Annotated in this window: 17 protein-coding genes and 9 pseudogenes; 19 read left to right on the top strand and 7 right to left on the bottom strand. The window is 49.0% G+C overall.

The genetic code is table 11. The annotated features are described in order from the left end of the window. Nucleotides 1–192: 192 nt before the first annotated feature. The 3 genes from JCM17471_RS04090 to JCM17471_RS13325 are packed head-to-tail and all read left to right on the top strand — an operon-like array spanning nucleotide 193 to nucleotide 1,083. On the top strand, nucleotides 193–618 hold the full coding sequence (locus JCM17471_RS04090) for a GNAT family N-acetyltransferase (protein WP_225354113.1): 426 nt from the start codon (nucleotides 193–195) through the stop codon (nucleotides 616–618). Beyond that, nucleotides 618–803 (top strand): hypothetical protein, encoded by a 186-nt coding sequence (locus JCM17471_RS14940; RefSeq protein WP_054776918.1) that lies wholly within the window; start codon nucleotides 618–620, stop codon nucleotides 801–803. The genes JCM17471_RS04090 and JCM17471_RS14940 overlap by 1 nt, the downstream gene beginning before the upstream one ends. Then, nucleotides 778–1,083 (top strand): GNAT family N-acetyltransferase, encoded by a 306-nt coding sequence (locus JCM17471_RS13325; RefSeq protein WP_082395202.1) that lies wholly within the window; start codon nucleotides 778–780, stop codon nucleotides 1,081–1,083. Before JCM17471_RS14940 ends, JCM17471_RS13325 begins: the two co-directional genes overlap by 26 nt. On the opposite strand, the gene JCM17471_RS04080 is transcribed toward JCM17471_RS13325, so the two are convergent. Next, complete coding sequence (locus tag JCM17471_RS04080; RefSeq protein WP_054776917.1) at nucleotides 1,019–1,654, bottom strand: LURP-one-related/scramblase family protein; 636 nt, start codon at nucleotides 1,652–1,654, stop codon at nucleotides 1,019–1,021. The two genes, JCM17471_RS13325 and JCM17471_RS04080, sit on opposite strands and share 65 nt — an antisense overlap. Nucleotides 1,655–1,663: 9 nt before the next feature. After that, nucleotides 1,664–2,536, bottom strand: a complete 873-nt coding sequence (locus JCM17471_RS04075; protein WP_054776916.1) for a Cof-type HAD-IIB family hydrolase — start codon at nucleotides 2,534–2,536, stop codon at nucleotides 1,664–1,666. Between the two features lie 164 nt (nucleotides 2,537–2,700). On the opposite strand from JCM17471_RS04075, the gene JCM17471_RS04070 reads away from it, so the two are divergent. The 3 genes from JCM17471_RS04070 (at nucleotide 2,701) to tsaE (ending at nucleotide 4,879) form a co-directional block, all read left to right on the top strand. Continuing rightward, on the top strand, nucleotides 2,701–3,378 hold the full coding sequence (locus JCM17471_RS04070; protein ID WP_054776915.1) for a uracil-DNA glycosylase: 678 nt from the start codon (nucleotides 2,701–2,703) through the stop codon (nucleotides 3,376–3,378). A 62-nt stretch (nucleotides 3,379–3,440) separates the two neighbouring features. Continuing rightward, nucleotides 3,441–4,415 carry a phosphate acetyltransferase gene (gene pta, locus JCM17471_RS04065; RefSeq protein WP_054776914.1) on the top strand — a complete coding sequence of 325 codons (975 nt, stop codon included), beginning with the start codon at nucleotides 3,441–3,443 and terminating at the stop codon, nucleotides 4,413–4,415. 2 nt (nucleotides 4,416–4,417) lie between these two features. Further along, nucleotides 4,418–4,879, top strand: a complete 462-nt coding sequence (tsaE, locus tag JCM17471_RS04060) for a tRNA (adenosine(37)-N6)-threonylcarbamoyltransferase complex ATPase subunit type 1 TsaE (protein WP_054776913.1) — start codon at nucleotides 4,418–4,420, stop codon at nucleotides 4,877–4,879. 81 nt (nucleotides 4,880–4,960) lie between these two features. Here the strand turns inward: tsaE and JCM17471_RS04055 are convergent, their stop codons facing one another. Both JCM17471_RS04055 and JCM17471_RS04050 read right to left on the bottom strand, forming a co-directional pair. Then, nucleotides 4,961–5,497, bottom strand: a complete 537-nt coding sequence (locus tag JCM17471_RS04055) for a 3'-5' exonuclease (protein WP_054776912.1) — start codon at nucleotides 5,495–5,497, stop codon at nucleotides 4,961–4,963. Beyond that, nucleotides 5,497–6,267, bottom strand: coding sequence for an exodeoxyribonuclease III (locus JCM17471_RS04050; protein ID WP_054776911.1), 771 nt, complete (start codon nucleotides 6,265–6,267; stop codon nucleotides 5,497–5,499). The genes JCM17471_RS04055 and JCM17471_RS04050 overlap by 1 nt, the downstream gene beginning before the upstream one ends. Nucleotides 6,268–6,422: 155 nt before the next feature. Here JCM17471_RS04050 and murB point away from each other — a divergent pair, with 155 nt between their 5' ends. The 9 genes and pseudogenes from murB (at nucleotide 6,423) to JCM17471_RS04010 (ending at nucleotide 14,422) form a co-directional block, all read left to right on the top strand. Continuing rightward, nucleotides 6,423–7,322, top strand: coding sequence for a UDP-N-acetylmuramate dehydrogenase (gene murB / locus JCM17471_RS04045; protein ID WP_054776910.1), 900 nt, complete (start codon nucleotides 6,423–6,425; stop codon nucleotides 7,320–7,322). 11 nt (nucleotides 7,323–7,333) lie between these two features. Further along, nucleotides 7,334–9,432: pseudogene (locus JCM17471_RS04040) on the top strand (cation:proton antiporter). A gap of 199 nt (nucleotides 9,433–9,631) precedes the next feature. Continuing rightward, nucleotides 9,632–10,165 carry a helix-turn-helix domain-containing protein gene (locus JCM17471_RS04035; RefSeq protein ID WP_054776909.1) on the top strand — a complete coding sequence of 178 codons (534 nt, stop codon included), beginning with the start codon at nucleotides 9,632–9,634 and terminating at the stop codon, nucleotides 10,163–10,165. A 17-nt stretch (nucleotides 10,166–10,182) separates the two neighbouring features. Further along, nucleotides 10,183–10,610: pseudogene (locus JCM17471_RS16390) on the top strand (ABC transporter ATP-binding protein); the annotation flags it as partial. Between the two features lie 90 nt (nucleotides 10,611–10,700). Then, entirely contained in the window at nucleotides 10,701–11,270 is a 570-nt protein-coding gene (locus tag JCM17471_RS16385) for an ABC transporter ATP-binding protein (protein WP_369395792.1), read from the top strand. 11 nt (nucleotides 11,271–11,281) lie between these two features. Then, a pseudogene (locus JCM17471_RS04025) lies at nucleotides 11,282–12,105 on the top strand (ABC transporter permease). Then, nucleotides 12,095–12,927: pseudogene (locus JCM17471_RS04020) on the top strand (ABC transporter permease). Before JCM17471_RS04025 ends, JCM17471_RS04020 begins: the two co-directional pseudogenes overlap by 11 nt. Then, a pseudogene (locus JCM17471_RS04015) lies at nucleotides 12,911–13,983 on the top strand (ABC transporter substrate-binding protein). The pseudogenes JCM17471_RS04020 and JCM17471_RS04015 overlap by 17 nt, the downstream one beginning before the upstream one ends. Before the next feature lie 220 nt (nucleotides 13,984–14,203). After that, the gene (locus JCM17471_RS04010; RefSeq protein ID WP_162208344.1) at nucleotides 14,204–14,422 is read left to right on the top strand and encodes a hypothetical protein; all 219 of its coding nucleotides are present in this window, start codon (nucleotides 14,204–14,206) and stop codon (nucleotides 14,420–14,422) included. Nucleotides 14,423–14,466: 44 nt separating this feature from the next. Here JCM17471_RS04010 and JCM17471_RS04005 read toward each other — a convergent pair whose 3' ends face one another. After that, nucleotides 14,467–14,955, bottom strand: a complete 489-nt coding sequence (locus JCM17471_RS04005; protein ID WP_054776907.1) for a GNAT family N-acetyltransferase — start codon at nucleotides 14,953–14,955, stop codon at nucleotides 14,467–14,469. Between the two features lie 12 nt (nucleotides 14,956–14,967). Continuing rightward, nucleotides 14,968–15,630: a DUF1361 domain-containing protein gene (locus JCM17471_RS04000; RefSeq protein WP_054776906.1), complete on the bottom strand. Its 663-nt coding sequence runs from the start codon at nucleotides 15,628–15,630 to the stop codon at nucleotides 14,968–14,970. A 109-nt stretch (nucleotides 15,631–15,739) separates the two neighbouring features. On the opposite strand from JCM17471_RS04000, the gene cdaA reads away from it, so the two are divergent. The 4 genes and pseudogenes from cdaA to glmS all read left to right on the top strand — a co-directional run bounded on the left by cdaA (nucleotide 15,740) and on the right by glmS (nucleotide 21,075). Next, nucleotides 15,740–16,543 (top strand): diadenylate cyclase CdaA, encoded by an 804-nt coding sequence (gene cdaA, locus JCM17471_RS03995; RefSeq protein ID WP_439646744.1) that lies wholly within the window; start codon nucleotides 15,740–15,742, stop codon nucleotides 16,541–16,543. After that, nucleotides 16,540–17,633 (top strand): annotated as a pseudogene (locus JCM17471_RS03990) (CdaR family protein). Before cdaA ends, JCM17471_RS03990 begins: the two are co-directional and overlap by 4 nt. Nucleotides 17,634–17,664: 31 nt before the next feature. Next, nucleotides 17,665–19,022, top strand: a pseudogene (glmM, locus tag JCM17471_RS03985) (phosphoglucosamine mutase). A 242-nt stretch (nucleotides 19,023–19,264) separates the two neighbouring features. Further along, nucleotides 19,265–21,075 (top strand): annotated as a pseudogene (gene glmS, locus JCM17471_RS03980) (glutamine--fructose-6-phosphate transaminase (isomerizing)). A 72-nt stretch (nucleotides 21,076–21,147) separates the two neighbouring features. Here the strand turns inward: glmS and JCM17471_RS03975 are convergent. Beyond that, nucleotides 21,148–22,946 (bottom strand): annotated as a pseudogene (locus JCM17471_RS03975) (M3 family oligoendopeptidase). Between the last annotated feature and the right edge of the window lie 21 nt (nucleotides 22,947–22,967).

Below are 22,967 nucleotides of genomic sequence, written 5' to 3'. Positions count from 1 at the left end.
ATCGACTTTTTGTGTGCCCCTGAGATATCTGGTAGACTGGCTTTGAGGTGATTATAATGATACGTCCAAGTAAGCCTGAAGATGCAAAGGCTGTTGTGCATTAATTGATATTGTGTTTGAAGAAATGGAAATTCCTGAACTGATGCCACTGCCAAAGGATGTCCTCTATCCGGTTTTGAAGAGGCATTCTTGTTGCCAGGGTACCGGTATAGTTACGAGCGGACATTCGTCGCAACCGTGGAAGATGAAGTGAAGGGAATTCTTGTGGGTTATCCGCATGTGGATGAAGCCAATATTGATCTGCCCTTCGAACCCTTATTGAAGAAACTCGGGGTCGATAACAAAAAGCAATTATTCACTGATCAAGAGAGTTATCCGGGTGAGTGGTACCTGGATACTCTGGCTGTTGCGGAAAATGCGCAGGGGCATGGCCTGGGTGGCCAGTTGATCGACACGGTGGCTGAAATCATCAAACAGCGCGGGGAGACCACAATGAGTCTCAATGTCGATCAGACCAATCCGCGGGCCCAAGCGCTGTATGAACGCCATGGTTTCACCAAGAATGGGGAACTGATGATTGGTAGCCATCGTTACAATCACATGGTCAAGGCGCTTTAATGCCAATCACGATTCGACCGGTTGACTGCATCACCGATCAACATTGGCAACTTCTATTGGCAGCCGATCCGTCCCAAGCGATGATTTTGCGTTATCTAGACCAAGCCCATGTTTTTGAAGCTTATCGCGAAGCGCATCTGTGCGGCTTGATTGCTCTCGTTGAACAAAACGACAAATCGCATTGAAATTATGAATCTTGCGGTGACACCGGCTGATCAAGGCCAAGGAATCGGGACCCGATTATTGACGTTTGCACTGAATTGGGCGGAGCAGTGTGGGGCGATCCGAGTCGAAATCGGCACCGGTAGCACCAGTTTTGAACAACTGTATCTTTATCAAAAAATGGGCTTTCGCGTTGTGGCCGTTGTGCCCAATTTCTTTCTCGATCACTATGACGAACCTATCGTTGAGAATAAATTGGTGTTGAAGGACATGATTCGACTCGCGCTTGAATTGAAGCCATAAACAAAACAGCCTGAGACACATCCAAACGGATGTGTCTCAGGCTGTTTTTGCGATATTCAAGAAAATCATTGGCCAGAGGTGACTCTGGTGGCCACACCAGGTGTGGTGAGCCGATGCGACTGAAGTGATCCAACAGAATTGCGAGTAAAATTGCACTGGTGCAATCATCGGGCGCGTTGACCGTGAGATGAATCCCATCGGGCATCCAGGTCTGACTGTCCGCCTGCATGATGAGGCGAATGCCGTGGTAGGTGCGGTATTGATTCGTGAGCAGGTTTCCCATCACGATCCAGTTGAGATCAGAAACATAAATGAATTCATGCCAAACCCCAAACATCTGCTTGATGGTGCCAACAGATGTGTCGTCGACGATTAATTCAAACCGTGGAAACACCCCGATAGAGCGCTGTCGTACCCGACCGAGCTCGTGGTTGAGCAGGTCAGTGAGCACAAAGCCCTCGTTCAAAATACCCAGTCGACCGTTCAACATGAGCATTGGATGCCGACGACGATTGCGCACGGGGGTGGCACCGGTTTGTCTGAGTTCCATGGTATCGATAAAGAATTCCATTGCTATGACCTATTCGGCTTGGTTGAGTTCGATGGCACGCTTAATCGCAAGGCCGACCCCATCTTCAATATTTGTTTTAGTCTCTTCCCAGGCCAATGCCTTGATCTGAGGCACGGCATTCGCCATGGCAACGCCGTATTTGGCGTCACGAATCATTGATTCATCGTTGAGGTTGTCACCGATTGCCATCACTTCATTCATGCTGACGTGACGCTGTTGTGCAAAGGCTTCGAGTGCCTGGCCCTTTTGCGCATTGATGTGATTAACCTCGATATTGTTGGCAGAACTGCTGGTCACTATCAAATTAGCTTGTTGGTTGAACAAAGTTTTGGGTTCAACTAATGCGGCGTGGTCGCTTGAAAAGGCGATAATCTTGAGCACCTCAAGCCCTGGCGTCTGCAGCAGTTCGGCGTAATTATCGACATAGTTAATATTCATCAGTTCCAACCGGGCAGCCGCTAAGGCCACCGCGATTTTGTATGTGGTATCGGGATTCAGATTGACCAGCAGATCGGCCACGTTTTGAATCCGCTTGACCTTGCTGTCGGAATAGATGCCTTGATTTGTCACGAGTTCAAAATAGATGCCCCGTTCATTGAGTGTTTTGATGACAAAGTCGCGGGAATCGATAGTGAGGGGAATGTCGACAACCAACTGGTCATCTTCATCATACACTTGCGCGCCATTCAGTGTGATAAAGGCGGGTTCGAGTTGTTGCGCTTGCAGCAGTGGCTTTGCTTCCGTGAGCCCGCGGCCGGTTGCCACCACGAATTCAATTCCTGCCGCTTGTGCCTCGCGGATAGCGTGAGCGTTGAAGTCTGACACCTGCATTTTGTCGTTTAACAGGGTGCCGTCCATATCAGATGCGATGATTTTGATCATAATCCATTCCTCCCATTCAAAATCGAGTTTATCATGTTTCGCCAGTTCATGGTAGCGTTATCGTGAAAAGTCCCACGAACCAGAATGAGCGCATCTCAACAAAACAGCCAGCTTTTTTGGCACAGCCGACAATTTTGGGTACACTGAATGCAGGAGGTTTAGCGATGAAGACTTTGATTCATAATGACTGGCAGCAGGTGCTTGAGCCTGTATTTGAGAGCCCAGCATATGCGCAATTGCATGAATTCCTGAAGCAGGAGTATACGACCCAAACCATCTATCCTGAGATGCATCACATCTTTCAGGCTTTTGAGTGGACCCCGTTTGACCAGGTCAAGGTTGTCATTCTGGGACAGGACCCGTATCACGAACCCAATCAGGCCGTGGGGGCAAGTTTTGCGGTGATGCCGGATGCACCTTTGCCGCCATCACTCAAAAACATCTATCAAGAACTGCAATCTGACTTGGGCTACACGCCTGTGCACCATGGTTACCTCAAGTCTTGGGCCGATCAGGGTGTTTTGCTGCTCAATGCCGTCTTGACGGTGCGTCGAGGCCAGGCCAACTCCCATCAAAATAAAGGGTGGGAGCAGTTGAGTGACGCGGCCATCAGCGCCTTGTCAAAACGCGGTGGCGTGGTCTTTATTCTGTGGGGCAATTCGGCCAAGCAGAAGCAGACACTGATCGACACAAAGAAGAATCGGATTTTGACATCCGTTCATCCGAGCCCATTATCGGCATATCGCGGTTTCTTTGGTAGTCGGCCGTTTTCAAAGACCAATCAACTTCTTGAAGAAATGGGCGAAACGCCAATAAATTGGCAATTGCCAGAAGAGGGCTAGTAAGTCACTACAAAATCAGCTATGATAGGCAAGTAAACCGTTACAATGGAGGCTAAAAAGACATGGATTTATTCGATAGTTTGAAAGCAAAGATTTCTGGTAAGCAAATCAAGATTGTTTTCCCCGAAGGGACAGAACCTCGTATTCTGGGTGCCGCTGTACGCTTGGCGACAGACAGCCTGGTACAACCCATCGTGTTGGGCAATCCAGATACGATTGAACAAGTTGCGCAAGAAAACAACTGGCAGACCAAGCAATTGGTGATTCGTGATCCTGAAACCGATGCGATTTTTGAAGAGATGGTCACCGCTTTTGTCGAACGCCGCAAGGGTAAGGCAACAGAAGAGCAAGCACGTACCATCCTCAAAGATGTGAACTACTTTGGGACGATGCTCGTGTACATGGATCAAGCGGATGGCATGGTCAGCGGCGCGGTTCATTCAACCGGTGATACGGTGCGGCCTGCACTCCAAATCATCAAGACTCGGCCCGGTGTGGCCCGCACGAGTGGTGCCTACATCATGCAACGCGGTCGTGACGAGCGTTACTTGTTCGCAGATAACGCCATCAACATTGACCCTAACGCCCAAGAATTAGCTGAAATTGCGGTTGAATCTGCAAAGACAGCCCAACTCTTTGACATCGATCCTAAGGTGGCACTGTTGTCCTTCTCAACCAAGGGCTCAGCTAAGGCACCACAAGTTGATAAGGTGGTTGAAGCCACCCAAATCGCCCACGAATTGGCACCTGATTTGGCCTTAGATGGCGAATTACAATTCGATGCTGCGTTTGTGCCATCCGTTGCCAAGCAAAAGGCGCCTGGTTCAGACGTTGCCGGTGAAGCTAATGTCTTTATTTTCCCTGAATTACAATCTGGGAATATTGGCTACAAGATTGCCCAACGCTTTGGTGGTTTTGAAGCGATCGGACCTATCCTGCAAGGCTTAAACAAGCCGGTCTCTGACTTGTCACGTGGCGCCAATGAAGAAGATGTCTACAAGTTAGCCATCATCACGGCTGCCCAAACCCAAATGTAATCATGCGGATTCAAAATGAAGCGGCTCTGCAGCAGTTTGGCAAACGCCTTGCTGACCTGTTGCAACCCGGCGATGTGTTGTTGCTAGATGGTGATTTGGGTGCGGGGAAGACGAGTCTGACCAAAGGTATCGCGGAAGGTCTCGGCATCGATGCGCCTATCAAGAGCCCAACATTCACCATTATTCGTGAGTATCAACAGGGGCGGTTGCCACTGTATCACATGGATATCTACCGGCTTGAAAATGGCGGGGCGGATGACTTGGGCCTTGAAGAATATTTCGAGGGCGATGGTGTGAGCGTGGTGGAATGGCCTGAATTTCTGGGCCAAAGCCTGCCTGAAGCCTATCTGATGTTGCATCTGGTTAAGGATGAGAACGACGATGACGCGCGGCATTTGAGCTTTGATGCTGTTGGTGAGCGCGCGCAGGCCTTGCTCAAACAGCTCGATATTACTGAAGAATAATCTCTTAATAGAAGGCAAAAAAGAGTCTGTGACAACCCGAAGTGGGCTTGTCGCAGACTCTTTTTGATGCGCAGCGTTAACTTACTTTTGCAGTTTGACGAAGGGCTGCAGTGCCGGTTGGCCAAACATCGTGGCTTCTTGTAACAGAATCCGGGCACAGGCAAATGCATCCGCGAGTGCATTGTGATGATTATCCAACCGAATGTCTAAGAAGTCACTCATGGTGTTCAACTTGTGATTGGGTAATGCCGGAAAGAGCTCACGACTCGTTTTGACCGTGTCAATCAGTTGATAACTCACCGGATCGAGTTGATAGCGCTCCAGGCTTTTACGCACAACAGACGCATCAAAACTGGCATTGTGAGCCGTGACCAGTTGGCTGCGGGTGAAAAAGTTTTGCACGTGGGGCCACATTTGCGGCCAGGTAGGGGCATCCGCCACCATCGCGGCGGAAATCCCGTGAATCCGTGTGTTTTGGGATTCAAATCGGACCTGTGGATTAATCAGACTATAGAAACTATCCACCACGCGATTATCACGCACGACAACCAACGCAATCGAGCAGGCAGAGGCACGCGTGCGATTGGCTGTTTCGTAATCCATCGCGATGAAATCCATTAGTTCGCCTCCAAAAGGTCGGTGGTCGTGAGTTCAACGGGACAATGATCGCTCCCCATAATTTCGTTATGAATCTTGGCATCCACCAACTGCGGATTCATCGCATCACTGGTGACAAAATAGTCAATGCGCCAACCGGCATTGTTCTTGCGAGCGGAGAAGCGATAACTCCACCATGAGTAAATACCGGCCTGATCAGGGTAGAAGTGACGGAAGGTATCGACAAAGCCGGCGTTCAATTGCTTGGTGAAGTCTTGCCGTTCTTCGTCCGTAAAGCCAGCGTTGTGATGGTTTGTTTTGAAATTCTTGAGATCGATTTCTTCGTGCGCGACGTTCAAATCACCACAATAGATCAAAGGCTTTTTGGCAGCTAATTGCTTGGTGTAGTCAAGAAAAGCGGCATCCCAGGATTGGCGATAGTCGAGTCGCTTGAGCTCACTGCCGGAATTGGGGGTGTAGACCGTCATCATGTAAAAGTTGGGATATTCTAGCGTGATGACACGGCCTTCTTTGTCGTGCTCTTCTTGACCGATACCGTAAGTGACCGCCATGGGTTCATGCTTGGTGAAAATGGCAGTACCTGAATAACCCTTGCGTTCGGCGTAATTAAAATATTGATAGTAGCCGGGTAGGTCGAGTTCGACCTGACCCGCTTGCATCTTGGTTTCTTGCAGGCAGAACCAGTCTGCATCCAGTGTGTTAAACGTATCGAGAAAGTCTTTTTTGAGAACGGCTCGCAGGCCATTAACATTCCACGAAATAAATTTCATTATGCATTCACGCTCCTCGTTATCTATTTTACCTAAAGCCGGTGACTTGAACAAACTTGGTCGGAATTGGCTTCAAACCACTTCCTGCAGTGTACCATGAATTGATTTATGCTAAACTTGTAAGAGATTATGCAATTGAGAGAGGACTTGAAAACGTGGCTGCTGTCGTGCCTGAATTAAAAGATATTGTTCTAAAGAAGGATGAACCACTCAGTTATTATACCTTTACCAAAACCGGTGGCCCAGCAGATTTATTGGCTTTTCCAGAAACCCTAGCGCAGGTAACCCAATTACTACAATACGCGAAAACAAACCAATTGCCTGTGACCATTATCGGCAATGCCAGCAACCTGATTGTGAAGGATGGTGGCATCCGCGGGTTAACCATTATTTTAACAGCCATGAAAACCATCACGACTGATGGTGAGCGAGTCACAGCACAAGCAGGGGCGCGCTTGATTGACACGACCGAAGTGGCTTATCAGGCAGGATTGACCGGCCTCGAATTTGCGGCTGGTATTCCCGGCAGCATTGGTGGGGCCGTCTTCATGAATGCGGGCGCTTACGGTGGCGAAGTCGCACCCGTGATCGAGCGTGTCGATGTCATCACACCTGATGGCACGCTGAAGACTTATCAACAAGCAGAGATGCAATTCAGTTATCGCCACAGCCTGGTGCAAGATACCGGCGATGTTGTGGTCGCGGCCACCTTTAAGCTCAAGCCGGGCGACAAACCTGAGATTCGGAGTGAGATGGACGAACTCAATGCTTTGCGCGCGGCCAAGCAACCACTGGAATATCCATCCTGTGGGTCTGTCTTTAAGCGTCCCGTTGGCCATTTTGTTGGGCCATTGATTCAAAAAGCCGGCTTACAAGGCCACATTATCGGTGGTGCTCAGATTTCTGAGAAACACGCGGGCTTTATCGTGAATATCAATCACGCCACGGCGACCGATTATATGGATATGATTCATTTGGTCCAAAAGACAGTTTTAGAAAAATTTGATGTGCAACTCGAACCCGAAGTGCGCATCATTGGTGAAGAACCTAAGTAGGGAGGGATAGGATGCATTTAGTTGAAGCGATTCTGTTTTTAGTGAGTCTGGTAATCGTCTCCAACGTTTTGAGCCACTACATTGTTTCCATCCCAGTATCGCTGATTCAGACCGCTTTAGGGGTCGGGGTGGCTTTGATTTTCCACCTCCAAATCAATTTAGCAACAGATTGGTTTATGTTGCTGTTCATCGCGCCATTGCTGTTCAATGACGGCCGCCACTTTCCAAAGCGAGAGTTGTGGAAACTGCGCGGGCCGATCATCGGGAATGCGATTTTCTTAGTGTTTGCGACAATTCTCATCGGTGGGTTATTCATGCATTGGCTTGTCCCAGCAATGCCACTGTCCGCGGGTTTTGCGCTGGCGGCGATTATCGCGCCCACTGATCCCATCGCGGTGCAGTCACTGGCCAAGCGTGTGCACTTGCCAGATGAAGTCCTTCATCTGGTCAGTGGCGAAAGCCTGATTAATGATGCCAGTGGTCTGATTGGGTTTAAATACGGGATTGCGGCCACAGTGACCGGTGCGTTTGCACTGGGCGATGCGATCGGTGATTTCTTTTATATTGCGATTGTCGGGGCCATAGCAGGGGCTGTGTTGATGATTGCCATCAACTTTGCCCGTCAATGGCTGCTGCAGCAAGGGATTAACGATGTTATTCTGCACACAATTTTGCAGATTATGACGCCGTTTCTGATTTATTTGCTTGTCGATGAAGCTTGAACGCATCTGGCGTTATCGCCGTTGTTGTCGCTGGGTTGCTGAACAATTCACAGCGCAATCGCTACATTGCGGCGCTGCCCGAATTGCGGATTGTGACCGAGCGGACGTGGGATATCGTGGTCTATGTGCTGAACGGGATTATCTTCCTGATTCTTGGAATCGAGCTACCACTGGCGACGGGGGCCATTATTCGCACCCAGGCCGTCAATACTTGGCAGGCCTTTGGGTACGCCTTGGCGGTCTATATCGTCGTGCTGACATTACGCGTGGCATGGGGATATGCTTACATGTGGTGGCAGTGGATGCGCAAGAATACGCAGAAGCGACCGGCAATCCGAACGGCGCTGTTAACCGGTATTTCCGGTGTTCGTGGGGCCATCACTTTGGTCGGGGTACTCGCGGTCCCAGCGTTACTGGATAGCGGTGACGCGTTTCCTGAACGTGATTTGATGCTATTTATCGCGGCGATTGTGGTGGTATTGAGTCTGGTGGTTGCGGTAGTGTCATTACCACTCATCACTAAGATTTGGTCACCACTGCAGTTACGGGGTTCAGCCATCGAACAGTCCGCATTGAATGATGAGGACACGGACGATGACCAAGCCGATGTGCGCTTATTGACGGAAGATCAAGCCAAAATTTTGTCTATCAAACGGCGGTGAGACGGCTAGAATCTGAGCGCCGCGAGACGAATCAAAAACCCGTCCTCGATTTGATGGGAGAATATCAGGCGTTGATTCGCCGTATTGAACTGGATCGGGATACCTCCGATACGATTCCCCCATTGATTCAAGATGAACTGGTGCTGCGGCGTGTCGGGATTCGGGGTGAGTTGATTGCATTGGACGGTTTAAAGAAGGACGGCCAAATCGATGCGGTCCGTTACAAGAACGTTGCGAGCGCTCGAACGCCGACTCAAGGAACTCAATATCTTGGAGGATCATTACGGTCAGCCAACACTACACTTGATGGCCAATCGCTTGCAGCTGCAGACGCGGCATTTAGCGACTGAGCTGTTCAAGGGCCGCACCCAATCGCGCTACCAAGATCGCTTGTTTGTCGAGAAAGAATTGGCAAAAAGTGGGCTGAAGGCGATTTCCGCCTTCTTGAAGAAACCGGAAAACCGGGCGCATCAATACAATCGCCAGGTGATTTACTCACTGATTGTGCAGTATCGCAATCGTATTGCCAGCGTGAAGGATCTCAGCCAGCACAAGTCACAGCAGTACGAACGTGAGGTGCAACGCCTTCGTGCCATCGCGTTTGCGGCTGAACGAACCGCGATTCATGATCTCGCCGAACAGGGTTATCTGACGCCACGGATGGCGCAGAAGTTGAATCAGGGCGTCAATTTTACAGAAAACGCGGCTGAGTTAACGGAAGGCTAATGATGGTTCGGATCACGCGACCATTACCAGCTATATATCGAGTTAAGAGAATAGAGATGGCGCCAGGCCCCGCGGGGTTTGACGCCATCTCTATTTTTGTTTCAGATGCTTGAAAAATACGTCATACCCGTTATAATTGAGTTCGTGCTTTAAACTTTTTGTTTAGTTTAACGAAACTTTTGGAGGTGGCGAATGGACATTGGGCAAAAAGATCCGCAATCTGCGGATCCAAAAGAATTTGACACAAGAAGAGCTGGGGGAGCGCACCGATCTGAGTAAGGGCTATATCTCCCAGCTCGAGCACAACCAGAGCTCGCCATCGATGGAAACGTTCTTTGATATCTTGGCGGTTCTCGGCCAAACACCGAGTGACTTCTTCCAAGAAGAAAAACCGATTCAGCTGGTCTATCCTGTCGATGAACAGACCGAGTATCACGACGAAACAAAGGGCTACACGATTCGCTGGTTGGTGCCAGAGAGTAATGAGAATGAGATGGAGCCAGTGGCCATCAGCCTGGATCCACACGGTACCTTCAAGACGTTTGAGCCATCACCGGCCGAGACCTTTATCTACGTCACAGCCGGAATCATCGGCTTGACGCTGGGTGAAAAGGTGTATCGGGCCAAGGCTGGCGAAACCATTTATTTTCATGCCAGCGAGAACCATCAAATTCAAAATCTAGCAAAAGGTGTGAGTCGCTGTATTCTAGTGGCGACCGCATCGTATCTATAACGGGGGAGAGTGATACTGTGAGTGAAGTGATTGTAGACCTGCAGCACGTCAGCAAAGCCTATGGTTCAACGACGGTACTAAAAGACATCAATATTGAAATCGAGCAGGGCAAGTTTTATACCTTATTGGGCCCTTCAGGGAGCGGTAAGACCACCATTTGCGGGCTATTGCGGGCTTTCTCGATGTCACTGAAGGCGATATTTTGTTCCAGGGCAAGCGGATTAATGATGTGCCTGCCAATCAACGCAACGTGAACACCGTGTTCCAAGACTATGCCTTGTTCCCACACATGAATGTGTTTGACAACGTGGCTTACGGCTTACGGATTCGCAAAACCGATAAGTCACAGATTACCGATCGTGTGGATGCCGCCCTAAAAATGGTGCGGTTGTCCGGCTACGGTGATCGTGAAATCTCTGAGTTATCAGGGGGCCAACAGCAACGTGTCGCCATCGCGCGGGCGATTGTGTTAGAACCACAAGTGCTCTTATTGGATGAACCGTTATCAGCGCTCGATGCCAAATTGCGGCGTGATATGCAATACGAATTGCGCGAATTGCAACAACGGTTAGGCATCACCTTCTTATTTGTGACCCATGACCAGGAAGAAGCCTTAGCGCTCTCCGATGAAATCTTTGTCATGAATGATGGTGAGGTGCAGCAATCCGGCACACCTGTGGATATCTACGATGAACCGATTAATCACTTTGTCGCGGATTTCATCGGTGAAAGCAATATCGTGTCCGGCCACATGGTCGCCGATTATCTGGTGGAATTCAACGGCAAGGAGTTCGAGAGTGTCGATGCAGGGATGAAACCCAATGAACCCGTTGAAGTGGTTTTGCGGCCGGAAGACTTGGATATCACCACTGTGGATGCCGGTAAGGTGGAAGTTGAGGTCGACACCCAGTTGTTCCGTGGGGACTACTACGAAATCGTGGCTTATGATCGCTTGGGTAATGAATGGCTGATTCATGCGACTAATCCTGCTAAGGAAGGCGAAACCGTGGGCCTAACCTTCGATGCGGAAGATATTCACGTCATGCGTCTGAACGAATCCGAAGAGGACTTTGATGCTCGGCTTGAAAGCTATGAAGGCGAATAGGGGGTGCAGAAGTGAAGAAAACCAGTAATATCTTCTACTACATTCCCTATGGCCTGTGGTTAGCACTCTTCGTGATTGCACCAGTGATTTTGATCGTGTATCAATCCTTCTTTGATATCAATGGGAACTTCACACTGAGTAACTACCAAACTTACTTCCAGTCGGGAACATACATACTGATGACAGTGAATTCAGTGTGGTACGCGTTTTGATCACATTAGTCACGCTCTTAATCGCGTATCCCACCGCTTATCTGTTGCATTACACCAAACATAAGCAATTGTGGTTGCTCCTCATTATCTTGCCCACGTGGATTAACTTGTTGTTAAAGGCTTATGCGTTCATCGGAATCTTCAGCCGTGACGGGGGTGTCAACAGCTTCTTAGGCATGTTCGGCATCGCGCCACAACAGATTCTGTTTACAGACTTTAGCTTCATCTTTGTGGCGGCATATATCGAAATTCCGTTCATGATTCTGCCTATTTTTAACGGTATCGAAGAGTTGAACGAAGGCTTGGTCAATGCCAGTCGTGATTTGGGTGCTAAGAGTTGGCAGACCTTCACCAAAATCATCTGGCCGCTCACGCTGAGTGGGGTGAAATCCGGTGTTCAGGCCGTCTTCATTCCATCACTCAGTCTGTTCATGTTGACCCGCCTGATTGGTGGGAATCGTGTGATTACACTGGGGACCGCGATTGAGGAACATTTCTTAACCACGATGAACTGGGGCATGGGTTCCACTATCGGCGTGGTCTTGATTGTGGCGATGTTCATCATCATGTTCATTACCGGCGAACGCCAACAGCAACAACGGAGGAAACGCCATGAAAACTAAGTTTAAGTGGAGCAATCTCTACCTGATTTTGTCTTTATTTTGCTCTATGTTCCGATTCTGTATCTCATTGTCTATTCCTTCTCAACGGGAGACCGGATGAGTAATTACTCAGGGTTCACCTGGAAGCACTATGCGGCGCTCTTCTCGGACGCACGGATGATTCAAATCGTGCTGGATACCTTGTTGCTGGCATTACTGTCCTCGCTGATTGCGACGATTGTAGGGACACTCGGTGCACTGGCTATCAATACCACGTCCCGGTCTGTCGTGCGCAACACGGTCCTGTCCTTGAACAATATCTTGATGGTAAGTCCCGATGTCATTATCGGGGCCAGTTTCCTGATTTTTTACACCGCACTCAAAATTCCGCTGGGATTTGGGTCTGTCTTGATGAGTCACGTGGCGTTCTCAATTCCAATTGTCGTCTTGATGGTCTTGCCAAAACTCAAGGAAATGGGGCAATCAATGTTGGATGCGGCGCGGGATCTGGGATCAACGAATGCTCAGATTATCAGTCGCATCATTATGCCATTCATCACGCCAGGCATCTTGGCCGGATTCTTCATGGCCTTCACATATTCACTGGATGATTTTGCGGTGACCTTCTTTGTGACCGGGAATGGGTTTCAGACGTTGGCCGTTGAAATTTACGCCCGCGCGCGGCAGGGGATTGATCTTGAAATCAACGCCTTGTCCGGTGTGATGTTCATCTTCGCGCTGTTACTCGTGGTCGGTTACTATTTCATTCAGACCAATTCACAGACGAGAAAGCAAAAGCATAAGGCTGCAAAGGAGGCACAGATCAATGAAACGACTGATTAGTTTAACTGTTGGTATCTTGGTTGTTGTCTTGGGTCTTGCCATTTGGAGCCAGCAATTGCAGCAGTCACAGGGCGCAACCGGTGATAAGGTGCTGAATCTCGCCAACTGGGGGGACTATATCGATCCTTCCTTGGTGAAAAAATTTGAAAAGCAGAGTGGGTATCACGTCAATTTGGAGACGTTTGATTCCAATGAAGCCATGTTTACCAAGATTCAACAGGGTGGCACCAGTTATGATTTGACCGTGCCATCTGAATACATGATTGAAAAGATGCGCAAAGCAAACTTGCTGGTGCCGCTCGATCACAGTAAGCTGACCGGTTTGAACAATTATGGTGCGCGGTACATGAACCAACCTTTCGATCCTGGTAATAAGTACAGTATTCCTTATTTCTGGGGCACGCTCGGGATTGTGTACAACGACAAGTTCATCAAGCCGGGTGAAGTCAAACACTGGGATGACCTGTGGCACACCAAGTATCGCGATCAAATCATGTTGATTGATTCCGCCCGCGATATCTTAGGATTCTCACTGGTTTCACTGGGTAAGTCGATGAATACAACGGATGCGCCCACGCTTCAGGCGGCCAAGGGTAAGCTGGATCAATTGGCACCCAATGTCAAAGCGATTGTCGCGGATGAAATCAAGATGTATATGATTGAAAATGAGGCACCGCTGGCCGTCGATTGGTCGGGGGAAGCGTCTGAAATGTTGGCTGGCAACTCGCATCTGCACTATGTGGTGCCGAGTGAAGGCAGTAATCTGTGGTTTGATAGCCTGGTGATTCCAAAGACAGCCAAGCATTACAAGGCGATTTACGCGTTCTTGAACTTCATGAGTCAGCCAAAGAATGCGGCCCAAACGCGGAGTATGTCGGCTATGCGACACCGAATAACAAGGCCAAGGCATTGTTGCCAAAGGCGGTGCGCAATGATCGGCAATTCTATCCCGATGCCCAAACCATGTCTCATCTGCAGACCTATGAAGATTTGAGTCCCAAAACAGTGGGGCTGTACAATGATTTATTCTTGGAATTCAAGATGTATCGCAAATGATTAATTAGCGTTGCGGCAAAATCAACAGATGATGTCGCAACGCTTTTTGTGTTTGAGCGATTTTGTGGTGCGACTCAGTATTTGGCTGTACACTACAGGCAAAACTATTGGGAGATGAGTCGCATGCAACCGAAGACCTGGTACTGGTTATTGGTGTTTTTTTCCCAGCATTTTGATCCTCATGATGGTCGGTAGCGCCGTGAATATGGTGTGGCGATCATTGATCATTATCGCCCTTTCTGCTGGTATACTGTACACCGATGCCATTTCAGTTGAACATGATTTCAATGCCTACACGCGCGTACTTTTTGCGGTCTTTGTGTTGGCAATGCTCGCTTGGCACAATGAGCTTGGCGTTTGGCTTGTGATCGTGATTAGTTTGATCGGACTCGGTGTTGTGGCGTGGCTTTACTGGTATAAGCAGCAAAAACACAACTAAAAGAGAGACTAAGCAACATCAGTTGATGTCTGCTCAGTCTCTTTTTAGTTTGATGCGTGATTGAATTTTTCGAGGCGATAGAGCCGTTCCTCATCCGGTGTCTCAATGCCATCCTTAAAGGTGTAGCCCATTTTCTGATAGAAGGGCAGCGCCGTGATGGAGGCGGGGATTTCGATGCGGTGTGCCCGCGTGAAATAGTCGTCCTGTTCCAACACACTGATGAGCTGGCGGCCGATGCCTTGGCCCTGATAGCTCGGATGGACAAAGATGTTGAACAGACTGCTCTCATCCGTTTTGCCCCAGTAAGGCCCAATCGCACCGACCGCGATAATGTGGTTGGTCACTGAATCCAGAAAGACGTAGCAGTGAAACTGTAGCGCGCGCTGAATAAAGTCGTTTGCTGTGAGCGTTTTGAGGTCGTTTTCCAGGTAAGCTCGACTGTAATCGTGCCGATTGGTCGTGAGCATGGTCGTCCTGACCAGTGCGGCCACTTCTGGTGCATCCGTGTTTTTGAAGCGACGGTGAGTGATCATGACAGGCCTCCTTTAGGCATCGAGTGAGCGCGGCCGTTGCATCAACACCATCAACCCGTAAGCGGCCATCTGAACCAAGAAGAGAAGCCCGGTGAAGAATAACATCCGCGATGACCACATTGTCAGAATGCGTGGCACAATCCAGTTGGGCATCAAGAGATACACGGTGTGGATACGCAGGAAACGGCCGATATAGATGCCGACCGCACTGAGCAGTGATACACCGGGCACCAACCAGTAGCGCAGCCAATCGCGATGCCAGCGTTGTGACAGACTTTTGACGACGGCTTGAATGCTGAGCAAGCCGCCGACTGTGCCTAAGCCAACGGTGATAATTAGTTCCGTGAACTTGTACCAGACCTTGGGCGAATTGATCAGCAGATTGGTGACCGGTGAATAAGCATCGAGTAAGGTGAGGTGAACCAGATCCGTCAGCAGGTAAGGCGCATTGGGTAGGAATAACAACCACACGACTAGCAGGGGATAAAATAAAAGCGCGTGCCGCTTAGGTGTCAGCCAGAAGCCTATTTCGACGGGAATATAGGCGAGTAGTAGGTTCAGGCTGAGAAAGTCATAATAACCGTGTTCGAAGAGTGTTAAATAGATGAGTGCAACCCAAAAAGCGATGCGCAACCACCATTTGTTGAAAGAAACATGTGTTAACCTCACAATCATTTGATTGAACCACCGAACGCAACGGTGATTCGTGGTATACTAATTTAGAAATTATAAAGGGAGGGCGATACATGAACACCTTTTTGACGAATTATTTACATGGTCAACGGTGATCAATGCCATCGATATTTTGCTCGTTTGGTACGTGGTTTACCGCCTGATCATGCTGGTTCGCGGTACTAAGGCCGTTCAATTACTGAAGGGTGTCTTCGTCATTGCTGCCATCAAGATTGTGGCTTGGTACATGCAACTGCGCACTGTGTCCTATCTTGTCGATCAAGTCATTACTTGGATCGTACCAGTGATGGTGATTATTTTCCAGCCAGAAATCAGACGCGGACTCGAACATATCGGTCGTGGCTCGCTGTTTGCACGATCGAAAAATAATGCTCACGAGATCGAATCCAAGATGGTCAACGAACTCGATAAGGCCATTCAATACATGAGTAAGCGGCGGATTGGGGCGTTGATTACCATTCAACGCAACACCGGCCTTGAAGATTATATTGAAACCGGGATTGATTTGGATGCCGATATTACCGGCGAATTGCTGATTAATATTTTTATTCCAAACACCCCGCTGCACGATGGCGCGGTTATTTTGCGCGACAATCGAATTGCGGTGGCCGCAGCTTATTTGCCTCTGTCTGAGAGCAATCGCATTCCCAAGGAACTGGGAACCAGACACCGGGCTGCCGTTGGGATCAGTGAAGTCACTGATGCATTGACGATTGTTGTTTCAGAAGAAACCGGTGGTGTGACCATCACCAGCAATAACAATCTGATGCGTGATTTGACCCGCGATGACTACTTGAAATTCTTGACGGCGCAATTAGTGCCTGCTGAAGAAGAGTCAACCAATGTCTTTCGTGAATTCATTACCGGCTTTGGGAAGAAGGGGGCGAAGAAATGAACCGCTTTTGGAATAGCCCGTGGATGTATCGGCTGTTGGCCCTGCTTCTAACGATTGCTTTATTTGCCTATGTTAATGTGCAAAACATCAACAATACGCGGCCATCTGGCACGCAGGACACCACGATTCTGGCAACGAAAAACAGACGGTGAGTGTGCCCCTACAAATCAATGCTAACACGGATAAGTATTTTATTACCGGTTATCCGCAAAAAGTTAAGGTGACTTTAGAAGGGAACGCCTCTTTGGTTACTGTTTCTGCTAATACGCAGTCATTTCGGATTATCGCTGACCTGACAAAGCTCGGCATCGGGCGCCACACAGTTCAGTTGCGCGAAGAGGGCTTGAACAAGGAGCTCACTTACACGATTGATCCGCGCACCATTGATGTTGAGATTCAAACGCGCGATAATAAAAATGCCGATTCAGGTCGATTTCAACAAGGATAGCTTAGCGCCAGGGTATACAACCGAAGCGCCAAAGCTGAGTACCAGTACCGTTGATGTGACCGGGGCCCGCAGCGAGATCGAACGGATTTCGCAAGTGGTCGCCAAGGTTGCATTGAATCGCAATACCAAGACGGATGTCGATCAAGAGGTCTTATTACAAGCCCTTGATAGCGATGGCAACACGGTCAATGCGGTGATTTCACCACAAACCGTCCACGTTACCTTGCCTGTTGTCTTGCCAAGTAAGAAGGTTGACCTCGAACTTGAGCAAAAGGGCAGTGGCGTTTCCGGTCACCGCTATAGTTTGAGCAGTGAGACCAAACGCATCACCGTCTATGGGTCAAACGCTGAGCTTGCAAAAATTAAAAAGGTCACCCTCCCTGTCGATGTGACAGGTGTGTCCGCTACCGTAACAAAAATATCGATGTGCCAGCCCCAAGTGGCCTGGTGGGTGTCGATCCTAAGACGGTCGCGGTCAAAATTGATGTGACGGGCACGACAAATGCCACACCATCGTCAACGGATGGCGCGGCACACTCGAGTGACAATTCAAGTAGCAGTTCGAGCGCTAATTCATCTTCGAGTTCTAGTGAATCGGCAAGTTCAGATAATGAATCGAGCAGTAGTTCAAGCAGTAACTAAAATTCAGTGAATAAGAAATGAGGAAAACACAATGACAAAGTATTTTGGTACAGATGGTGTCCGAGGGATTGCCAATAAAGAATTGAGTCCAGAGCTCGCTTTTCGCTTAGGTCGTGCTGGTGGTTACGTGTTAACCCAACACGCTAAGAATGCCGATCGACGGCCACTAGTTCTCGTTGCGCGTGATACTCGGAAATCTGGCGAAATGCTTGCAAATGCCTTGATCTCAGGACTCTTGTCCGTTGGGATCGAAGTGTTGTCGCTTGGCGTGATTACGACACCTGCCGTAGCTTTTTGATTAAGGTTCAAGAAGCGGATGCCGGGATTCAAATTTCAGCTTCCCACAATCCAGCAGAGGACAATGGGATCAAATTCTTTGGCCCAGATGGTTACAAGTTATCCGATGAAACTGAAGACGAAATCGAACGTTATCTGGATGCGCCAGTCGATGAATTACCACGGCCTGCTGCTGAAGGTATCGGGACGGTTTCAGTTTATCCAGAAGGGGCATTGAAGTATACCCAATTCTTGGAACAGACTTTATCCGATGACTTAGCTGGAATTCACGTGGCTTTAGATGGCGCTAACGGTGCCACAAGTGGCTTAGTGAGTCGTCTGTTCGCTGATCTTGAAACAGATTTCGATACCATGGCGACAAGTCCCGATGGCATTAACATCAACCGCGGCGTTGGTTCGACACATCCTGAAGCCTTGGCTAAGTTTGTTGTGGAAAAGGGTGCCCAAGCTGGTCTCGCCTTTGATGGTGATGGCGACCGTTGTATCGCTGTTGATGAGAACGGCGAAATTGTCGATGGCGACAAGATTATGTTCATCCTCGGTAACTACATGAAGAGTCAGGGTTCACTCAAGCAAGATACTGTTGTGACAACAGTGATGAGTAACATCGGCCTGTATAAGGCCTTGGAAGCAAATGGCATGAAGTCTGTTCAGACTGCTGTTGGTGACCGTCACGTCGTTGAAGAAATGCGTGAACACGGTTATAACATCGGTGGTGAACAGTCCGGTCACGTGGTTCTGTTTGATTATCACAATACCGGGGACGGCTTGTTAACTGGGATTCAATTATTGAACGTGATGAAGAAGACCGGTTTGCCATTGTCCGAATTGGCAGCGCCAGTCAAGACCTATCCGCAAAAGTTGGTTAACGTCAAGGTTGCCGATAAGGATCACTGGCAAGATTATCCTGCTATTCAGGCTGCTATTGATACCGTTGAAAAAGAAATGAATGGCGATGGTCGCGTCTTGGTTCGCCCTAGTGGGACCGAAGCACTTTTGCGGGTCATGGCAGAAGCCAAGACCGAAGAACTCGTGAATCAGTATGTTGACCAAATTGTCGAAGTTGTTGAAGCTGAAATGGGTCAAAAATAAGCTGATGACAGATTATTAGCCATCAAAAAGCGTTACCTCAAAACCGCATGGTTCTGAGGTAACGCTTTTATTTTTGCTAAAAAATCATGGAATTGTCTATACCAGTTTCGTAAAAAGGCATATACCAATAAAATAAAATGTTGACAAAAGCGTTTATGTGTAATAAATTAGTCCTTGTTTCCAGTAGTACCAATATCAAATTTAAAACAGACCGGTTTGAACCGGGGAAGAGGATGTTAACTATGTGTGGAATTGTTGGTGTCATCGGTAAAAAGAATGCAACACAAGTTTTATTGCAAGGTTTAGAGAAATTGGAATACCGCGGTTATGATTCAGCGGGTATTTATGTCAACGATCAACAAGGTCATGATTATCTGGTTAAGCGCGTCGGCCGGATCAAGAATCTCGAAAACGCCGTTACAGATGATGTTGTTGGTAGCATGGGGATTGGCCACACCCGTTGGGCCACGAACGGCATGCCAAGTGAAGCCAACTCTCACCCACATTTGTCAAATGACGAACGCTTCTACTTGGTTCACAATGGTGTCATCACCAATGCTAATGCCTTGCGTGATCAATATCTCCAAGGCATCGAGTTGGCAAGTGAAACCGATACCGAAATCGTGGTTCAGTTAGTTGCCTTGTTTGCCCGCGAAGGGTTGGATGCCAAAGCTGCTTTTGCCAAGACACTCAAGATGCTCGATGGCTCTTATGCGTTCTCATTGGTTGATCGCTTAACACCTGACACCTTGTATGTGGCTAAGAACAAGAGTCCATTGTTAATCGGTAAGGGTGACGGCTTCAACGCTGTTGCGTCCGATGCGATGGCATTGATCAGCGAAACCGATCAATTCGTTGCCTTGCAAGATGAAGAATTGGTTATCCTGACCAAAGACAACATTGCTATTGAGACATTGGCTGGCGAACCTGTTAGTCGTGATGCCTTCACCGTCAAATTGGACGATGGCGAAATCTCTAAGGGCACGTATCCATTCTTCATGTTGAAGGAAATCGATGAACAACCAATCGTGATGCACCGTTTGGTTGATGCCTACACCGATGACGAAGGTCAGGTCAGCATTGATTCTGATCTGTTAGCTGCCATGAAGCGTGCAGATCGCCTCTACATCGTCGCAGCTGGCACAAGTTACCATGCCGGGTTAGTTGGTCAAGCACTCTTTGAAAAGCTGGCTAAGGTCCCAGCAGAGGCTTATCTGGCTTCTGAATTCGGCTACCACCAACCATTGTTATCAGAACGCCCATTCTTTATCTTCCTGACCCAAAGTGGTGAAACAGCAGATATTCGCCAGGTGTTGGTTAAGATCAAGGCACAAGGCTTCCCATCATTAACAGTGACGAACGTCGCAGTTCAACCCTTGCGCGTGAAGCAGATTATCAATTGTTGCTGCACGCAGGCCCTGAAATTGCCGTTGCTTCCACCAAGGCTTATACCGCACAGATCGCGGCTGAAGCCTTATTGGCCAAGGCATTAGGCGAAGTAAAGGCAATTCCTGAAGCCGCTCAATTCGATGTTGTGCATCAATTAGGCTTAGCTTCAACGGCGCAACAAGCATTGATCGAACAAAAGGATCTCATTCATCAATGGGCAACTGATCTGTTTGCCACAACGCGCAACGCCTTCTACATCGGCCGTGGTACGGATTACTATGTCAGCTTGGAAGCATCACTGAAGTTAAAGGAAATCTCCTACGTTCAGGCAGAAGGTTTCGCCGCTGGTGAGCTGAAGCACGGAACCATCGCCTTGATCGAAAAGGATACCCCATTAGTGGCCTTTATCTCTGATCCCGAAACCGCAGCGCACACACGTAGTAATGCGGATGAAATTGCGGCTCGCGGTGCGAAGGTATTACGGATTGTGACGCAAGCCCAGGCTCAAGATGAAGATCAAATCGTCATTCCTGACATCGATCCACTGTTGGCGCCACTCTTATCCATCATTCCAGCACAATTGTTGGCTTACTACACCAGCTTTGATCGCGGTTATGATGTTGACCGGCCACGTAACTTGGCAAAGTCCGTGACGGTTGAATAGAAAAGAATCACACAAATAGGAGTTTATGACATGACCCGCTTGGGCTGTCATAAGCTCCTATTTTGATGTGGCTCAGATATAAGCCTCACTCAAAGTTAAGAATTGCTTGGCGTCTTCGGCGGCCAAATCGATTCCTTGTTGCCAGAAATCAGGTTTGCTGAGGTTTGCAACGAGATGCTTTTGGACCAGGTCTTCCGCAGACATGTTCGCTGTATCGGTCAACAGCGCGATGTACTGATCTTCAAAGTTAGCTTGGGTTTGCGCCTTCGCGTAAATGCCACTTGAGAGCAGGTAGCCGAACGTGTAGGGGAAGTTGTAGAATGGCACATCGTCAATAAAGAAGTGCAGCTTGTCCGCCCAAAACATCGGATCAAAAGTGCTCAAGCTGCCGGCATACGCGGTTTCTTGCGCCTGGGTCATTAACTGTTTCAACTGATCGACCGTCTGTGGTCCCTTCTGGCGAGCATCGTAGAAGGAACGTTCAAAGAGGTAGCGGGCGTGGATGTTGAGCAGCATTGCCATGGGATTACTCATTTTTGCATCTAACAGATTGAGCTTTTCTTCAGGCGTTTTGGCCGCCTTGACGGTCGCATCCGCCACAATCAGTTCGGCGAAGGTTGACGCTGTTTCGGCTACGTTCATGGCATAATCGCGACGGAAACTTGGCAAGTCATTCAGGAGTGACGAGTGGAAGGCATGGCCGAGTTCATGGGCCAAGGTGGAGACGCCGGAAGCGGAGCCGTCAAAGGTCATGAAGATACGGGCTTCTTTGATATCAGGCACGCTGGTCATATAGCCGCCTGGACGCTTGCCTGGGCGGTCTTCCGCTTCAATCCAACCGTTATCAAAGGCGTGTTGCGCAAAATCAGCCATCTTAGGCGAGAAGCGCCGGAAGTTACTGATGATGAATTCCGCCGCTTGGTCGAAGGTGTAGGTGGTGGGAGTGAAATCGCCAACGACAACGGGCGCCCATTGATCGTGCCAGGCCATTTCCGTTTTGCCCTGCAGGCGCGCCTTTTGGGCCATGTAGGTGGTGAAAGGCTTCTTGTTGGCGCTGACGCTGGCCCACATGGCATCCAGGGTTTCGCGGTGCATGCGGTTGAGCCTGAGTGGCACGGCGAGATAATTATCCTCATGGTGCGCTTGATAATCGGTGAGGCGGAAGCCCGCAAGATGATTCAAGGTATCCGCGAAGTTAGCGGCATGATTGGACCATGTCTGTTCCCACTGATTGAAGACAATTTCCCGATTCTTAGGATCGAGGTCGGATTCAAATCGGTTCTGCGCTTGCCCAGCTGACAAGGTGAGAGATTGGCCGTCGTTCAGTGTCACTGGGAACTTCAAATCCGCGCTCAGTGTGGTGTAGTGTTGGCTCCAGCCATTGAAACCATCAATGGCGAGCCGGTTGATGAGGTCTTCAGTCGCATCGTCGAGCAGTCGCTTGCCTTGTTCGCGTAATTCCTGTAGGTTAAAAGCAATGACGGGAAAGGCTTGTTGCAGCTGCTTGAAGTCACTATCTGTGGCAGCAACGAGCTTCTTTTGCAGTTGGTTGGTGCCGCTTTGAAATTGTGTTGCCAGATTTTGAGCTTGGCTCAAGACAGGTCCGGCTTCCTGATTCTTGGATTCGGCCGATGAAATCATTTCGGCAAAAGTCATGATTGTACTGATACCATTTTGAATATTCTCGTATTGATCGAGCAGTGCGTTGAAGTTGGAAACGCCGGTGCGTCGGCGGCCAATTGCCACGCGTTGACGGCAGCGTTAAAGGTTGGAATGGCGCTGGTGATTTCGGCAAGCCGCTGATGAATCGCGGTACCCGTAATCCCATCTTTGAAGATGCGATCGGTGTTCCAGTTAATTGGATAAGACATGCAAACACTCCTTTTTGGCTA

The organism is Lacticaseibacillus saniviri JCM 17471 = DSM 24301 (assembly GCF_001311785.1).
GTDB classification, from domain to species: Bacteria; Bacillota; Bacilli; order Lactobacillales; family Lactobacillaceae; genus Lacticaseibacillus; species Lacticaseibacillus saniviri.
This window is presented reverse-complemented; position numbering and strand designations above follow the sequence as displayed.

Bases quoted from the DNA above. Each gene is read 5' to 3' on its own strand.
- JCM17471_RS16385 (WP_369395792.1), top strand. From the start codon at position 10,701: ATGCAATACGAATTGCGCGAATTGCAACAACGGTTAGGCATCACCTTC.
- JCM17471_RS04000 (WP_054776906.1), bottom strand. From the start codon at position 15,630: ATGATTGTGAGGTTAACACATGTTTCTTTCAACAAATGGTGGTTGCGC.
- tsaE (WP_054776913.1), top strand. From the start codon at position 4,418: ATGCGGATTCAAAATGAAGCGGCTCTGCAGCAGTTTGGCAAACGCCTT.
- JCM17471_RS04080 (WP_054776917.1), bottom strand. From the start codon at position 1,654: ATGGAATTCTTTATCGATACCATGGAACTCAGACAAACCGGTGCCACC.
- JCM17471_RS04055 (WP_054776912.1), bottom strand. From the start codon at position 5,497: ATGGATTTCATCGCGATGGATTACGAAACAGCCAATCGCACGCGTGCC.
- JCM17471_RS04050 (WP_054776911.1), bottom strand. From the start codon at position 6,267: ATGAAATTTATTTCGTGGAATGTTAATGGCCTGCGAGCCGTTCTCAAA.
- JCM17471_RS04070 (WP_054776915.1), top strand. From the start codon at position 2,701: ATGAAGACTTTGATTCATAATGACTGGCAGCAGGTGCTTGAGCCTGTA.
- JCM17471_RS04075 (WP_054776916.1), bottom strand. From the start codon at position 2,536: ATGATCAAAATCATCGCATCTGATATGGACGGCACCCTGTTAAACGAC.
- JCM17471_RS14940 (WP_054776918.1), top strand. From the start codon at position 618: ATGCCAATCACGATTCGACCGGTTGACTGCATCACCGATCAACATTGG.
- pta (WP_054776914.1), top strand. From the start codon at position 3,441: ATGGATTTATTCGATAGTTTGAAAGCAAAGATTTCTGGTAAGCAAATC.
- JCM17471_RS04005 (WP_054776907.1), bottom strand. From the start codon at position 14,955: ATGATCACTCACCGTCGCTTCAAAAACACGGATGCACCAGAAGTGGCC.